This is a genomic window from Streptomyces sp. NPDC049577, assembly GCF_040675635.1.
In the GTDB taxonomy this organism is placed as follows: Bacteria; Actinomycetota; Actinomycetes; order Streptomycetales; family Streptomycetaceae; genus Streptomyces.
Window position 1 is genome coordinate 1 of record NZ_JBFAPH010000042.1, and the last position, 15,024, is coordinate 15,024.

Consider the following 15,024-nt stretch of genomic DNA (forward strand, 5'->3'; position numbering starts at 1 on the left):
ACCCGCCCGCCCGTCAGCCGAGGGGAGTCCGATGACCGTGCCGGAGGGCCGTCGCAGCAGTACGTACACGCGACTGCTGAGACACGGCTTCACCGACGCGGCCGCCGCCGAGCGGCTGCTGGACGCCCCCGCGCTGGCACCCGTACGCGCCGACCCCGTGCTGCTCGACGCGCTGGCCGCCACCGCCGATCCGGACCAGGCGCTGGGCGCGCTGGTGCGGCTCGCGGAGGCGCTGGACGAGAAGGGGCCGGCGGGGGAGCGGCAGGTCCTGCTGGACACCCTGGTCGCCGCGAAGCCGCTGCGCGACCGGCTGCTGGGCGTGCTGGGCTCGTCCGAGGCGCTCGGCGACCACCTCGCCCGCCACCCGGGCGACTGGCACGCCCTCGACGGCTTCGAGGCGGCCGACCTGCACCCGGACACGGAGGAGTTCGAGCGCGCCCTGGCCGGGGCCATGCGGGGCGGGCGGGAGGCCGGGCTGACGCCCTCGGACGCGCTGCGCGCCGCCTACCGGCGCTCCCTGCTGGCCATAGCCGCCCGGGACATCAGCGGCACCACCGACGTCGCGCAGGCCGCCGCCGAACTCGCCGACCTGGCCACCGCCACCCTGCGGGCCGCGCTGGACATCGCCCGCGCGGAGCGGCCCGAGGACGCCGCCGCCTGCCGGCTCGCCGTGATCGGCATGGGCAAGTGCGGCGGCCAGGAGCTCAACTACGTCTCCGACGTCGACGTCATCTTCGTCGCGCAGGCCGCCGACGGCGGACCGGAGGCCCCCGCGCTGCAGGCCGCCACCCGGCTCGCCTCCCGCATGATGCGCGTCTGCTCGGACGTCACCCCCGAGGGCACCATCTGGCCCGTCGACGCCAATCTGCGCCCCGAGGGCCGCAACGGCCCCCTCGTCCGCACCCTGACCAGCCACCTGGCCTACTACCAGCGCTGGGCCAAGACCTGGGAGTTCCAGGCCCTGCTCAAGGCCCGCCCGGTCGCCGGCGACCCGGAGCTGGGTCGGGCCTACACGGAGGCCGTCGCACCCCTGGTGTGGCAGGCCGCCGAGCGCGAGAACTTCGTCGCCGACGTGCAGCAGATGCGCCGCCGCGTCGTCGCCGCCATCCCCGCCACCCAGGTCGACCGCGAGCTCAAGCTGGGCCCCGGGGGCCTGCGCGACGTCGAATTCGCCGTCCAGCTGCTCCAGTTGGTGCACGGCCGCAGCGACGCCACGCTGCGCGTGCCCGGCACCCTCGGCGCGCTGGCCGCGCTCGCGGCCGGCGGCTACGTCGGCCGGGCGGACGCCGCCGCCCTGGACGCCGCCTACCGCTTCCTGCGCACCATGGAGCACCGCATCCAGCTGCACCGGCTGCGCCGCACCCACCTCGTCCCGGAGGACGAGGCCGATCTGCGCCGCCTCGGCCGCTCCCTGGGCTTCCGCACCGAGCCCGTCGCCGAGCTCGGCAAGGAGTGGCGGCGGCACGCCCGCGAGGTGCGGCGGCTGCACGAGAAGCTGTTCTACCGGCCGCTGCTGGACGCCGTCGCCCAGCTCGAACCCGGCGAGACCCGGCTCAGTCCCAAGGCCGCCGGCCAGCGCCTGAAGGCCCTCGGCTACCACGACCCGGCCGCCGCCCTGCGCCATCTGGAGGCCCTCGCCTCGGGCGTCAGCCGCAAGGCGGCCATCCAGCGTACGCTGCTGCCCGTGCTGCTGGGCTGGTTCGCCGATTCCGCCGACCCCGACGCCGGGCTGCTGAACTTCCACAAGGTCTCCGACGCGCTCGGCAGGACCCCCTGGTACCTGCGGCTGCTGCGCGACGAGGGCGCCGCCGCCGAGAACCTGGCCCGCGTCCTGTCCGCCGGCCGCCTCGCCCCCGACCTGCTGTTGCGCGCCCCCGAGGCGGTCGCCCTGCTCGGCGACCCCGAGGGCCTGCACCCGCGCGGCCGCGAGGCCCTGGAGCAGGAGGTGCTGGCCGCCGTCGGCCGCGCCGACGACGCCGAGGCCGCCATCGTGGCCGTCCGCGGCGTACGGCGCCGCGAGCTGTTCCGCACGGCCGCCGCCGACGTCATCGGCGCCTACGGCCGCCCCGGCAACGGCTCCCGCCCGGTCGGCGAGCCCGTCGTCAGCGACCCGGGGGAGCGGGTACGGACGGTCGGGGACGCCGTCTCCGACATCAACGCCGCCACCGTCGCCGGCGCGCTGCGCGCCGCCGTGCGGGCCCAGTGGGGCGACACCCTGCCCACCCGCTTCGCGGTCATCGGCATGGGCCGCTTCGGCGGCCACGAACAGGGCTACGGCTCCGACGCGGACGTCCTGTTCGTGCACCGGCCGCGGGAGGGCGTGAGCGACGAGGAGGCCTCCAAGGCCGCCTTCGCCGTCGCCGGCGAGATGCGCCGGCTCCTCCAGCTTCCCACCACCGACCCGCCCCTGCTCGTCGACGCCGACCTGCGGCCCGAGGGCAAGTCCGGGCCCATCGTGCGCACCCTCGCCTCCTACGCCGCCTACTACCGGCGCTGGTCGCTGGTCTGGGAGAGCCAGGCGCTGCTGCGCGCCGAGCCGGTCGCGGGCGATGCCGAGCTGGGCCGGGAGTTCATCGATCTGATCGACCCGCTGCGCTACCCGGTCGAGGGCCTGGGCGACGACGCGGTGCGCGAGATCCGCCGCCTCAAGGCCCGCATGGAGGCCGAGCGGCTGCCGCGCGGCGCCGACCCGACCACCCACACCAAACTCGGCCGCGGCGGGCTCTCCGACGTCGAATGGACCGTGCAGCTGTTGCAGATGCAGCACGGCTGGGCCGAGCCCGGGCTGCGCACGACCCGCACCCGCGAGGCGCTGGCCGCCGCCCGCGCGGCCGGGCTGGTCTGCACCGACCACGCCCGGATCCTGGACGAGGCGTGGGTGCTGGCCACCAGCGTGCGCAACGCCGTGATGCTGGTCCGCGGCCGCTCCGGCGACACCTTCCCGGGCGAACCCCGGGAGCTGGCCGCCGTCGGCCGCTACCTGGGCTACGAGCCGGGCCACGTCGGGGAGATGCTGGACGACTACCGGCGCGCCACGCGCCGCGCGCGGGCGGTCGTGGAAGAGCTGTTCTACGGGGCCTGAAGCGTGGCCGGCGCCGCGCCGCGCCGTGCCACGTGCCGGGTGAGCCGGTACGGCAGGGCCCCGAACCACGCGCAGGAGACGGTGAAGCCGAAGGACAGGCAGAGCAGCCCGCCCACCGCGTCCAGCCAGAAGTGGTTGGCGGTCGACACGATGACCGCCAGCGTCGCCACCGGGTACAGCACGCCGAGCACCCGCACCCACACCGGCCGGGCCAGCATGGCGATGGTGACGCCGCACCACGTCGACCAGCCGATGTGCATCGACGGCATGGCCGCGTACTGGTTCGAGACGTTCGCCAGGTTGCCCGAGGCCATCGAACCCCAGGTGTGGTGCACCACGACGGTGTCGACGAAGCCGACGCCGCTCATCAACCGTGGGGGAGCCAGCGGGAACAGGTAGTAACCGAGCAGGGCCACACCGGTGGTGGCGAAGAGCGCCAGCCGCGCTGCGGCGTAACGGCCCGGATGCCAGCGGTAGAGCCAGACCAGCACGCCGATCGTCAGGACGAAGTGCAAAGTGGCGTAATAGTAGTTCATACCCACGATCAGCCAGGTCACCGAGTTCACCGCCCGGTTGACCGTGTGCTCGACCGCGATGTGCAGGGACTGCTCGGTCTGCCACACCCAGTCGGCGTTGCGCAGCGCCGCTGCTCTCTGCTCGGGCACGGCGTTGCGCACCAGGGAGTACGTCCAGTAACTCAGCGCGATCAGCAGTACCTCGAACCACAACCGGGGCCTGCGGGGAACGCGCGGCGCGCGCCGTGGACGGCGGTCCGCCGACGACCGGTCCGCGCGCTCCTCCGTGGGTGGCGGGGCGGCCGTCCGGCCTTCCAGGGTCCTTACTGTCGCTTCACCCATAGGGAAAGAGTCTGCCAGATACCGCCCGTCCGCAGATCATCCCGCCGTCTGTTCTCCGCCGCTTTCAGCCGGTTTCGCGGACGCTCCCGGGCTCGTCGCCGAGGGCCGTGCCGGGGGTGTCCGTACGGGCCGCCGGGGCCGAGGCCGTGGAGCCGCGGACCACGAGTTCGGGCAGGAAGACGAACTCGCTGTGCGGCGCCGGCGTGCCGCCGATCTCCTCCAGCAGCGCCCGCACGGCGGCCTGACCCATCGACTGCACCGGCTGCCGGATCGTGGTCAGCGGCGGGTCGGTGAAGGCGATGAGCGGGGAGTCGTCGAAGCCCACGACCGAGACGTCGCGCGGGACTTCGAGCCCGTGCTGCCGGGCGGCGCGCACCACGCCGAGCGCCATCATGTCGCTCGCGCACACCACCGCCGTGCAGCCCCGCTCCAGCAGCGCGGCGGCCGCCGCCTGACCACCCTCAAGAGTGAACAGCGAATGCTGGACCAGCTCCTCGGCCTCCGCCGCGGCCATCTGGAACTGCTCCCGCATACTGGCCAGAAAGCCCTCGATCTTGCGCTGCACCGGCACATACCGCCGGGGCCCGAGAGCCAGTCCGATGCGCCGGTGTCCCAGTGCGGCCAAATGGGTGACGGCGAGCCGGACGGCCGCCCGGTCGTCGGGCGAGACGAACGGCGCCCGCACCTTCGGCGAGAAACCGTTGATGAGCACGAACGGCACCCCCTGGGCACGCAGGTGCTCGTAGCGCTGCATGTCCGCCGAGGTGTCGGCGTGCAGCCCGGAGACGAAGATGATGCCGGAGACCCCCCGGTCGACCAGCATCTCGGTCAGCTCGTCCTCGGTCGAGCCGCCCGGCGACTGCGTGGCCAGCACGGGGGTGAACCCCTGCCGGGTCAGCGCCTGCCCTATCACCTGGGCGAAGGCCGGGAATATGGGGTTCTCCAGCTCGGGGGTGATCAGTCCGACCAGTCCCGCGCTGCGCTGCCGCAGCCGCACCGGCCGCTCGTAGCCCAGGACGTCGAGCGCGGCCAGCACGGACTGGCGGGTGGAGGCGGCTACCCCCGGCTTCCCGTTGAGGACGCGGCTGACGGTTGCTTCGCTGACACCCGCCTGGGCTGCGATATCGGCTAGCCGGGCGGTCACAGCACGGGACTGTACCGGTCGCACGTCAGACTGCCCACCACACACATGATTCCGAGGGCAGAACCACCGTTCCCCCACGGAATTCAAGGGCGGTCGAGGCGAGAACGGGACGGCCGGGCACCGACAGTTCCACCTCGTCGCCCAGCGTGTTCAGCGTGCACACGAAGCCCGGCCGGGAGAACGCGAGCACCCCGTCCGGCGCGTCCAGCCAGCGCATCTCGCCGTCGCCCAGCCCCGGCAGCTCCCGCCGCACCGCCAGCGCCGAGCGGTACAGCTCCAGCGTCGAGCGCGGGTCCCCCGACTGCGCCTCCACCGACAGCCCGGCCCACTCGGCCGGCTGCGGCAGCCAGCTGCCGCCCGGACCGAATCCGTACGGCGCCTCGGCGCCCGACCACGGCAGCGGCACCCGGCAGCCGTCGCGGGTGCCGTCCTGGCCGTCCCCGCGGAAGAACGCCGGGTCCTGGCGCACCTCGTCCGGCAGGTCCACCACCTCCGGCAGGCCCAGCTCCTCGCCCTGGTAGACATAGGCCGAGCCGGGCAGCGCCAGCATCAGCAGCGCCGCGGCCCGGGCCCGCCGCAGCCCCTGCTCGCCGCCGCCGTAACGGGTGGTGTGCCGCACCACGTCATGGTTGGACAGCACCCACGTGGTGGGCGCGCCGACCGAGCGGGTCGCGGCGAGGGACTCCTCGATGACCTCCCGCATCGCCCCCGCCTCCCACGCGCAGGTGAGGAACTGGAAGTTGAACGCCTGGTGCAGCTCGTCCGGCCGGACGTACAGCGCGAGCCGCTCGGACGTCGGCGCCCACGCCTCGGCCACGCCGATGCGCTCGCCGTCGTAGGAGTCCAGCAGCCGCCGCCAGGTGCGGTGGATCTCGTGCACCCCGTCCTGGTCGAAGAACGGCAGCACCTGCGCGCCGATCAGCTTGGCCTGCTCGCTCAGCCCGATGTCGGGCAGCCCCGGGGCCTTGACCATGCCGTGCGCGACGTCGATACGGAAGCCGTCCACGCCCAGGTCCAGCCAGAACCGCAGCACGGAGTCGAACTCCGCCCGCACCTCGGGGTGGTCCCAGTTCAGATCGGGCTGCTCGGGGGCGAAGAGGTGCAGGTACCACTCGCCGGGCGTGCCGTCCGGCTCGGTCGTCCGGGTCCAGGCCGGGCCGCCGAAGACCGACTCCCAGTCGTTCGGCGGCAGCTCGCCGCCCTCGCCCCGGCCGGGACGGAAGTGGTAGCGCTCGCGGGCCGCTCCCCCCCGGCGGTCCGCGAGCGCGGCCCGGAACCAGGCGTGCTGGTCCGAGGTGTGGTTGGGCACGATGTCGACGATGACCCTCAGCCCCAGCCGGTGCGCCTCGCGCACCAGGTCGTCCGCGTCCGACAGCTGCCCGAACAGCGGGTCCACGGCCCGGTAGTCCGACACGTCGTAGCCGCCGTCCGCCTGCGGGGAGGCGTAGAACGGTGTCAGCCACAGGGCGTCCACGCCCAGCTCCGCCAGATACGGCAGCCGCTCGCGGATCCCCCGCAGATCGCCGATGCCGTCGCCGTCGCTGTCGGCGAACGAGCGCACGTACACCTGGTAGATGACGGCGCTGCGCCACCAGCCGTCGGCGCGCGCGGAGACGGCCGCGGCCTGGTCGCGGAGGGAGGGCGCGAGGTCCTGGGTCATGTACGTCCTGTTCGAGTCGGTGGTGTGCCGGGGCGCGGGCGAGCGGGACGGGTGGTGGGCCCGTCCCGGGTCAGCCCTTGGTGCCGCCCGCCGTCAGCCCGGCGACGAGGTGCCGCTGGGCGAGGAAGAAGACAAGCCCGGCCGGAACGGTGATGAGCACGGCCGCCGCCGTCATCAGACCCCACTCGGCCTTCTGCTGGCCGACGAACGTCTGCAGGCCGACGGCGAGGGTGTAGTGGTCCTCGCTGCTCATGAACTGGCTGGCGAAGGCGACCTCGCCCCACGCGGTGATGAAGGCGTAGAAGCCGGTGACGGCCAGTCCGGGCCGGGCCAGCGGCAGGATGAGCCGCCAGAAGGTGCCGAAGGGCGTCAGCCCGTCCATCCGGCCGGCCTCGTCTATCTCGGCCGGTATGGAGTCGAAGTACCCCTTGAGCATCCAGGCGCAGAACGGCACCGAGACCGAGCAGTAGGTGAGGATCAGACCCCCGTAGGAGTCCAGCAGCTCCAGCTGGCCGAGGATGTTGTACAGCGGCACGATCAGCACCGCCATCGGGAACATCTGGACCACCAGGAAGGTCCACATCAGCGGCCGGTGGCCGGGGAAGCGCATCCGCGAGATCGCGTAGCCCGCGCTCGCCGCGACCAGCACGCCCAGCACGGTCGCGCCCAGCGCCACGATCACCGAGTTGCCGAACCAGGTCGCGAACTGCGTCTCGTTCAGGATGTGGCGGTAGTTGGAGAGGCTGAAGCCGGCGAACCTCGTGGGCTCCTGCCAGCCGTCGCGCCCGCGCAGCGAGACGAAGACGATGAACAGCACGGGGAAGAGCGAGATCGCGGACGCCACGATCAGGGCGGCGTGCAGGGCGAGGGAGGCGCCCCGGGAGCGCTGCCCGCGCGGGCGGGGGGTGGTGGTGCTCATCGCGTCGTGGCCTCCTGCCTGCTGAGCATCCGGCGGTAGAAGGCGGCGAAGACCACCAGCAGCGAGAGGATGAGGATCCCGTACGTGGCCGACCCCGCGTAGTCGCGCACGCCCTGGAAGGCGAGCCGGTAGGAGTAGGTCACCAGGATCTCGCTCTCCGAGCTCGCGCCCTGCCCGACCAGCAGGTAGATCACCTGGAACATGTTGAACGTCCAGATGACGCCCAGCAGGATCACCGTGCCGCTCACCGTCCGCAGCCCGGGCAGCGTCACGTGCCGGAAGCGCTGCCAGGGCGTGGCGCCGTCCATCTCCGCCGCCTCGTGCAACTCGGCGGGGATGGACTGCAGACCGCCGAGGATGGCCACCATCATGAAGGGCACGCCCAGCCAGACGTTGACCGCGACTGCCGACACCTTCTGCAGGGTGCTGTCGCCCAGCCAGTCGACCGGGTCCAGGCCCAGCTTCGTCAGGAAGACGTTGAGGACGCCGTACTTCTCGTTGAACATCAGCCGCCACGAGAAGGTGGCGACGAACGCCGGCACCGCCCAGGGCAGCACGAGCAGCACCCGGTACAGCGCGCGGAAGCGCACCTTGCGGTTGAGCAGCAGCGCCAGGCCCAGCCCGATCGTGTAGTGCAGGAACACGCAGGACGCGGTCCAGATCACCGTCCAGCTCAGCCTCGACCAGAAGTGGCCCTCCTGGCCGGAGAGCACCTTCCAGTAGTTGTCCAGCCCCACGAACCTGTAGGTGGAGGCGATGTGGTTGACGCCGATGGTGCGGCCCACGTTGGCCTCGTTGGCGTCGGTGAAGGAGAGGTAGATGCCCCGGCCCAGCGGATAGCCGACGAGCACCCCCAGCACCACGACGACGGGCAGGACCATGGCCCAGGCGTACCAGTGGGTCGTGAAGGAACGCCTGGTCCGGGCGATGACGGTGGCCATGCGGCGACTACTCCTGGATCCCGTAGTCCTTCAGGAGCGCGGACTGCCAGGCCTTCGCCGTGGCGTCCAGACCCGCCTTCGGGTCCTCCTTCAGGGTCATGATCTTGGTGTAGTGCTGGAGCCAGTCGGTGAACAGGTCACCGCCCTGCGGGATCGCCGGCCGCGGGTGCGCCTTGGACAGCGCCTGGTAGTACGCGCCGCGCACCGGGTCGGCCAGCACGTCCTTGGTGTAGGCGGACTTGCGGGTCGGCAGCACGCCGATGTCCTTGGAGACGCCCTCCTGCTGCGCGCTCTCGGTCATGAACCGGGCGAACAGGTACGAGGCGTCGAAGTTCTTGGAGCCCGCGTAGACGACGAGGTTGTGACCGCCGACCGGGGCGCCCGCGGTGCCGGTGGAGCCGGCCGGGATGGGCGCGATGCCCAGGTTGTCGCGGGACTTGTAGGCGTCGCCGCCGAAGATCTCCTTGGTCGCCCAGGGGCCGTCGATCAGCATCGCCAGCTTGCCGGCCTTGAAGTCCGTCTTGAGGACGTTGTAGCCGTCGGTGCCGGCGGGCTTGGGCGCGGCGCCGGACTTCACCAGGTCGACGGCGGTCTCGATGCCCTTGAGGGAGGCCGCGTCCGAGATGGTGATCTTCTTCTTGGCGACGTCGACCATGTCGCTGTTCTCGCCGTAGAGGAAGGGCAGCGAGTAGTAGCTGTCCGGGTTGAGGCCGATGCCCTCGGCGCCCGTCTTCTCCTTGATCTTCTGGGCGGCGTCCTTGACCTCCTGCCAGTTGGCCGGCGCCTTGTCGATGCCGGCCTTCTGGAAGAGCTCCTTGTTGTAGAGGAGGCCCAGGGTGTCGGTGACCTGCGGGACGCCGTACGTCTTGCCCTGGTACGCCGCGTTCTTCAGCGGGCCCTCCAGGAAGTCGTCCGAGTTCTCCAGGGCGGGCGTGCCGGTCAGGTCCTTCAGATAGCCGAGCTGGGCGAAGCCCGGGGTCCAGCCGACGTCCGAGCGCAGCACGTCGGGGGCGCCCTTGCCGGTGGCGGCGGCGGTCTTGAACTTCTGCTGCGCCTGGTCGAAGGGCACGTTGACGTAATCGACCTTGATCTTCGGGTACTTGGCCTCGAAGGCGGCGACCAGCTTCTTGAACGCCGGCGCCTCGTTGGTGGCGTCCGAGGTGTCCCACCAGGTGATGGTGCCGCTGACGCTGCCCGGGTCACTGGCCGCCTTGGAACCGTCACTTCCGCCGTTGTCGCCACCGCCGCACGCGGTCGCGGTCAGGGCCAGCGCGCCGACCAGGGCGGCGACCGATATGCCTCTTCGCATATGGATGCTCCTCTTTCAGATGGCCGGCCTGAGGGGTGGGGCGGCCCGAGCTGAGGAGGAAGCTAACAGGCTGAAATCTCTTGCGAAAGACCTTGCAAGAGCGAAACGGCGAGATTTCTCGGTTGTAACCGTCTCGTGTCCGAAGGGTTGACCGGCGAGGATGCGGCTCGTACGGTCTCCGGCGCGGCAAGTCGCTGTTGTCTTGCGGGTGTCTTGCGCTGTGCTTGCGCAAGAACCTTCAGGGGATTCCCGGACACGGCGCGTTGCCGGACCCCCCAGGAGGACCGCATGTCCCGCACGTCCAGCACATCGCGCATATCCAGCACATCCCGCATGTCCGTCATCGTCCGAAGAGCCGCCGCGGCGGCCGCGCTCTCCCTGACCGCCGTGTGCGGCACCGCCCCGCCCGCCTCCGCCGCCGCGCCCGGCGAGAAGGACGTCACGGCCGTCCTCTTCGAGTGGCGCTACGACTCCGTGGCCCGCGAGTGCAAGGAGACGCTGGGGCCCGCCGGTTACGGCTTCGTCCAGGTCTCGCCGCCCCAGGAGCACATCCAGGGCCCCCAGTGGTGGACCTCGTACCAGCCCGTGAGCTACCGCATCGCCGGCCGGCTCGGGGACCGCGCCGCCTTCGCGGGCATGGTCGCCGCCTGCCATGCGGCGGGCGTCAAGGTCGTCGTGGACGCGGTCGTCAACCACATGGCCGCCGCCTCCGGCACCGGCACCGGCGGCACGCCGTACACCAAGTACGACTACCCCGGCCTGTACCGGGACGCCGACTTCCACGGCTGCCGCAAGCCGATCAGCGACTACACCGACCGCGCCGACGTGCAGACCTGCGAGCTGGTCCGGCTCGCCGACCTCGACACCGGCAGCGAGCGCGTCCGCACCACCGTCGCCCGCTACCTCGACGACCTCCTCGGCCTCGGCGTCGACGGCTTCCGGATCGACGCCGCCAAGCACATCGCCGCCGACGACCTGGCCGCCATCAAGGCCAGGCTGAGCAAGCCGGACGTCTACTGGAAGCAGGAGACCATCTACGGCGCCGGCGAGGCCGTCCAGCCCGAGGAGTACCTGCGCACCGGCGACGTCCAGGAGTTCCGCTACGCCCGCGACCTCAAGCGCGTCCTCCAGCACGAACGGCTCGCCTACCTGAGGAACTACGGCGAGGGCTGGGCCTATCTGCCCGGCGGGCAGGCGTCCGTCTTCGTCGACAACCACGACACCGAGCGCGACGGCGACACGCTCACCTACAAGGACGGCGCGGACTACACCCTCGCCCACGTCTTCATGCTGGCCTGGCCCTACGGCTCGCCCGACGTCCACTCCGGCTACGAGTTCACCGACCGCGACGCGGGGCCGCCGGACGGCGGGGCGGTGGGGGCGTGCTGGCAGGGGGGTACCTCCCAGGCCGGAGGCACCGGGGGAAGCTGGAAGTGCCAGCACAAGTGGCCCGAGATCATCTCCATGGTCGGCTTCCGCAATGCCGTGCGGGGCACGGCGGTGACCGACTGGTGGGACAACGGCTACCAGGCGATCGCCTTCGGGCGGGGCTCGCGGGGCTACGTGGTGCTGAACCACGAGGGCTTCGCCCTCACCCGCACGTTCCAGACGTCGCTGCCGCAGGGCGACTACTGCGACGTCCAGAGCGGGCGCCATGTGGCGATCGACGGATCCGGCCGCTTCACGGCCACGCTGGCCCCCAACACGGCGCTCGCCCTCATGCGCTGCCCCTGACCAGGTGCGGCGGCACCAGCCACCCCGCCCCCCGGACCCACACCCGAAGGAGCACCGCCACCGTGAGACGCCTGGCCACCCTGGCCGCAGCCGCCGGCTTCCTCCTGCCCCTGGCAGGAACGGGCACCGCCCAAGCCGCCGAGCCCCCGCCCCCGCCGGAGGCCAAGGCTCAGTGGATCGACCACACCACCCTCGCCTGGCCCAAAGGCCTCGGCGACCCCACCCGTCCGCACCGCCTGACGCACACCACAGGCAGCTTCCGGCTCACCCTCCAGCCCGGCGGCCTGAGCGCCGCCCAGCGGGCACGCTTCCCGCACCTCGCCGCCGGCTACGACGCCTTCCGCGTCGAGGCGAGCGAAGAGGAGGAGCGCACCGCGCTCACCGGCCGGCTCGTCGCCGAGTCGGAGGACGGCGTCACCACCGGTGTGCAGATACCCGGCGTCCTCGACGACCTCTACGCCGCGCGGGCGGCCAAGGCTCAGCTCGGCCCCGTCTTCCGCGCCGGCCGCCCCACCCTCTCCGTCTGGGCGCCGACCGCCCAGAACGTCGCCCTCGAACTGGCCGGCGAAACGATCCCCATGCGCCGCGACGCGGCGACCGGCGTCTGGAGCGCCACCGGCCCCCGCTCCTGGAGCGGCAAGCGCTACCGCTACGCGGTGACCGTCTGGGCGCCGTCCGTCCGGAAGACCGTCACCAACCACGTCACCGACCCGTACTCCACGGCCCTGACCGCCGACTCCGCCTACAGCCTCGTCACCGACCTGGACGACCCCGCCCTGGCCCCGCGCGGCTGGCGCGGCCTCCGCAAGCCGCCGGCCGTCCCGCTGCGCGACGCGCGGATCCAGGAGCTGCACGTCCGCGACTTCTCGGCCGAGGACCCCACCTCCCGCCACCCCGGTGAGTACCTGGCCTTCACCGACCGCGACTCGGCCGGCATGCGGCACCTCGGACAGCTCGCCGGCGCCGGCACCTCCTACGTCCACCTGCTGCCCGTCTTCGACTTCGCCACCGTTCCCGAGCGGCGCGCCGACCAGCAGCGCCCCGGCTGTGACCTCGCCGCGCTGCCCGCCGACTCCGAGCGCCAGCAGGAGTGCGTGGCCGCGACGGCCGCGCGCGACGCGTACAACTGGGGCTACGACCCGCTGCACTACACCGTCCCCGAGGGCTCGTACGCCTCCGACCCGGACGGGCCGCGCCGGACCCTCGAATTCCGGCAGATGGTGCAGGGGCTGGCCGGGGCCGGGCTGCGGACCGTCATGGACGTCGTCTACAACCACACCGCCGCCTCCGGGCAGGACGACAGGTCCGTGCTCGACCGCATCGTCCCCGGCTACTACCAGCGGCTCCTCGCCGACGGCAGCGTCGCCACCTCCACCTGCTGCGCCAACACCGCGCCCGAGAACGCCATGATGGGCAAGCTCGTCGTCGACTCGGTCGTCACCTGGGCCAAGCAGTACAAGGTGGACGGCTTCCGCTTCGACCTCATGGGCCACCACCCCAAGGCGAACATCCTCGCCGTGCGCAGGGCCCTCGACGCCCTGACCGTGGCCAAGGACGGCGTCGACGGGCGGTCGGTCATCCTCTACGGCGAGGGCTGGAACTTCGGCGAGATCGCGAACGACGCCCGCTTCGTCCAGGCCACGCAGCAGAACATGGCCGGCACCGGCATCGCGACCTTCTCCGACCGCTCCCGCGACGCGATCCGCGGCGGTGGCCCCTTCGACTCCGACCCGCGCGCCCAGGGCTTCGCCTCCGGGCTGTTCACCGACCCCAACGGCGCGCCCGTGAACGGCTCGCCCGAGGAACAGCGCGCCCGGCTGCTGCACGACCAGGACCTCATCAAGGTCGGCCTCACCGGCCACCTCGCCGGCTACCGCTTCACCGACTCCACAGGCCGCGCCGTCCGCGGGGCCGACGTCGACTACAACGGCTCGCCGGCCGGCTACGCCGCCGCCCCCGGCGACGCCCTCTCCTACGCCGACGCCCACGACAACGAGACCCTCTACGACGCCCTCGCCTACAAGCTGCCGGCGGCCACCGCCCCCGGTGACCGGGCGAGGATGCAGGTCCTCGCCCTGGCCGCCGCCACGCTCGCCCAGGGACCCGCCCTCTCCCAGGCCGGTACCGACCTGCTGCGCTCGAAGTCCCTGGACCGCAACTCCTACGACAGCGGGGACTGGTTCAACGCCGTCCACTGGGACTGCGCCCAGGGCAACGGCTTCGGCCGCGGCCTGCCGCCCGCCGCCGACAACGCGGCCAAGTGGCCCTACGCCCGCCCGCTGCTCGCCGACCCGGCCCTGCGCCCCGGCTGCGGCCCGATCCGCGCGGCCTCGGCCGCCTACCGCGACCTGCTGCGCATCCGCACCGGCGAGCCGGCCTTCAGCCTGCGCACCGGCGAGGCCGTGCAGAACGCGCTGTCCTTCCCGCTCTCCGGCCGGGACGAGACCCCGGGCGTGATCACCATGCGGCTCGGTGACCTGCTCGTCGTCCTCAACGCCACCCCGTCCGCGCAGAACCAGAGCGTCCCCGCGCTCGCCGGAACCGACTACCGCCTGCACCCGGCGCAGGCGCACGGCGCGGACCCCGTCGTGAAGACGGCCTCCTACACGTCCCGGACGGGAACCTTCACCGTGCCCGCCCGGACGGTCGCGGTCTTCCGGGCCGTGGCAGCCTAGCGCCCGCAGGGCGGAGCCGTACCAACCCATGGGGAAATGACGGAGATTGACTTTCTGTGACCGGTCGTGGTGATCCAACGATCGCCCGCCTCCAGGGGCGTTCGACTACCCACAGGTAGGAAATCCTTTTCTCACCGGGAAGTTGGGCGGCTTCGCCCTGCACGGCGTAGAGCCGTCGTGACACCCTGTAGGCTCATGCGCAGCCCTCTCGAGGAACCTGCCGGTTGATTCCGCGCGGGTCGGCCGACCCGGTTCCCCCGAGAGAGTGAGGTTGAAGATGGCTGACTCGGAGCGGCCAGGCGACCTGGGCGAAGACGCTGCCGGCCCGCAGGGCGACCCCGATGCGGACCCGAGCCGTCAGGTCCCGGGCTGCCGGTGCCACGAAGAGTCGGACCGCGGTGTCATGCCGTCGCGGATGCGGAAGCGGATGATCGTCGAAGCGATCCTTTGGCTCATCCGGATCATCCTCGACATCTACGGCACCGGCGGATGAAGGGCTGACCCCTCATCCGCCGGCTGATACCCAGCCGATTCGATGGGCCCGTGCTCTGGCTCGCGACCGACGCGGGCCCATCATCTTTTTCCGCTGGGTACGTATGGTCCGAGTGCCCCCGATTGCGCGAGATCGAACACGACCGCGCAAGGATGAACTCTCCCGCCGGCGTTTCCGCCGACCTCCCGACCCTCCCGCCGGAAAGCGGCG

The 15,024-nt window shown here is 72.1% G+C and carries 9 protein-coding genes and 1 pseudogene; 4 read left to right on the forward strand and 6 right to left on the reverse strand.

Annotation, left to right across the window (positions count from 1 at the left end):
- Positions 1-31 precede the first annotated feature (31 nt).
- Entirely contained in the window at positions 32-3,082 is a 3,051-nt protein-coding gene (locus AB0K09_RS08040; RefSeq protein WP_366064444.1) for a bifunctional [glutamine synthetase] adenylyltransferase/[glutamine synthetase]-adenylyl-L-tyrosine phosphorylase, read from the forward strand.
- On the opposite strand, the gene AB0K09_RS08045 is transcribed toward AB0K09_RS08040, so the two are convergent.
- From AB0K09_RS08045 to AB0K09_RS08070, 6 genes are all read right to left on the reverse strand, one after another.
- Positions 3,070-3,939: a phosphatase PAP2 family protein gene (locus tag AB0K09_RS08045; RefSeq protein ID WP_366064445.1), complete on the reverse strand. Its 870-nt coding sequence runs from the start codon at positions 3,937-3,939 to the stop codon at positions 3,070-3,072. The genes AB0K09_RS08040 and AB0K09_RS08045 overlap by 13 nt on opposite strands.
- Positions 3,940-4,003: 64 nt before the next feature.
- Positions 4,004-5,083, reverse strand: coding sequence for a LacI family DNA-binding transcriptional regulator (locus AB0K09_RS08050; protein ID WP_366064446.1), 1,080 nt, complete (start codon positions 5,081-5,083; stop codon positions 4,004-4,006).
- 25 nt (positions 5,084-5,108) lie between these two features.
- Positions 5,109-6,743, reverse strand: coding sequence for a glycoside hydrolase family 13 protein (locus AB0K09_RS08055; RefSeq protein WP_366064447.1), 1,635 nt, complete (start codon positions 6,741-6,743; stop codon positions 5,109-5,111).
- A gap of 70 nt (positions 6,744-6,813) precedes the next feature.
- Entirely contained in the window at positions 6,814-7,662 is an 849-nt protein-coding gene (locus tag AB0K09_RS08060; RefSeq protein ID WP_366064448.1) for a carbohydrate ABC transporter permease, read from the reverse strand.
- Positions 7,659-8,603, reverse strand: coding sequence for a sugar ABC transporter permease (locus tag AB0K09_RS08065; protein ID WP_366064449.1), 945 nt, complete (start codon positions 8,601-8,603; stop codon positions 7,659-7,661). Before AB0K09_RS08065 ends, AB0K09_RS08060 begins: the two co-directional genes overlap by 4 nt.
- A 7-nt stretch (positions 8,604-8,610) precedes the next feature.
- Positions 8,611-9,912: an extracellular solute-binding protein gene (locus AB0K09_RS08070; protein ID WP_366064450.1), complete on the reverse strand. Its 1,302-nt coding sequence runs from the start codon at positions 9,910-9,912 to the stop codon at positions 8,611-8,613.
- A gap of 288 nt (positions 9,913-10,200) precedes the next feature.
- On the opposite strand from AB0K09_RS08070, the gene AB0K09_RS08075 reads away from it, so the two are divergent.
- The 3 genes and pseudogenes from AB0K09_RS08075 (at position 10,201) to AB0K09_RS08085 (ending at position 14,814) form a co-directional block, all read left to right on the forward strand.
- The gene (locus AB0K09_RS08075) at positions 10,201-11,646 is read left to right on the forward strand and encodes an alpha-amylase family protein (RefSeq protein ID WP_366064451.1); all 1,446 of its coding nucleotides are present in this window, start codon (positions 10,201-10,203) and stop codon (positions 11,644-11,646) included.
- Positions 11,647-11,804: 158 nt separating this feature from the next.
- Positions 11,805-14,321, forward strand: a pseudogene (gene pulA / locus AB0K09_RS08080) (pullulanase-type alpha-1,6-glucosidase); the annotation flags it as partial.
- Positions 14,322-14,598: 277 nt separating this feature from the next.
- Positions 14,599-14,814 (forward strand): hypothetical protein, encoded by a 216-nt coding sequence (locus tag AB0K09_RS08085; RefSeq protein ID WP_366064452.1) that lies wholly within the window; start codon positions 14,599-14,601, stop codon positions 14,812-14,814.
- Positions 14,815-15,024 lie beyond the last annotated feature (210 nt).

What these genes read in the sequence shown, in the direction of transcription:
- AB0K09_RS08085 (WP_366064452.1), top strand. Translation starts at nt 14,599, where the DNA reads ATGGCTGACTCGGAGCGGCCAGGCGACCTGGGCGAAGACGCTGCCGGC.
- AB0K09_RS08060 (WP_366064448.1), bottom strand. Translation starts at nt 7,662, where the DNA reads ATGAGCACCACCACCCCCCGCCCGCGCGGGCAGCGCTCCCGGGGCGCC.
- AB0K09_RS08055 (WP_366064447.1), bottom strand. Translation starts at nt 6,743, where the DNA reads ATGACCCAGGACCTCGCGCCCTCCCTCCGCGACCAGGCCGCGGCCGTC.
- AB0K09_RS08070 (WP_366064450.1), bottom strand. Translation starts at nt 9,912, where the DNA reads ATGCGAAGAGGCATATCGGTCGCCGCCCTGGTCGGCGCGCTGGCCCTG.
- AB0K09_RS08040 (WP_366064444.1), top strand. Translation starts at nt 32, where the DNA reads ATGACCGTGCCGGAGGGCCGTCGCAGCAGTACGTACACGCGACTGCTG.
- AB0K09_RS08075 (WP_366064451.1), top strand. Translation starts at nt 10,201, where the DNA reads ATGTCCCGCACGTCCAGCACATCGCGCATATCCAGCACATCCCGCATG.
- AB0K09_RS08065 (WP_366064449.1), bottom strand. Translation starts at nt 8,603, where the DNA reads ATGGCCACCGTCATCGCCCGGACCAGGCGTTCCTTCACGACCCACTGG.
- AB0K09_RS08045 (WP_366064445.1), bottom strand. Translation starts at nt 3,939, where the DNA reads ATGGGTGAAGCGACAGTAAGGACCCTGGAAGGCCGGACGGCCGCCCCG.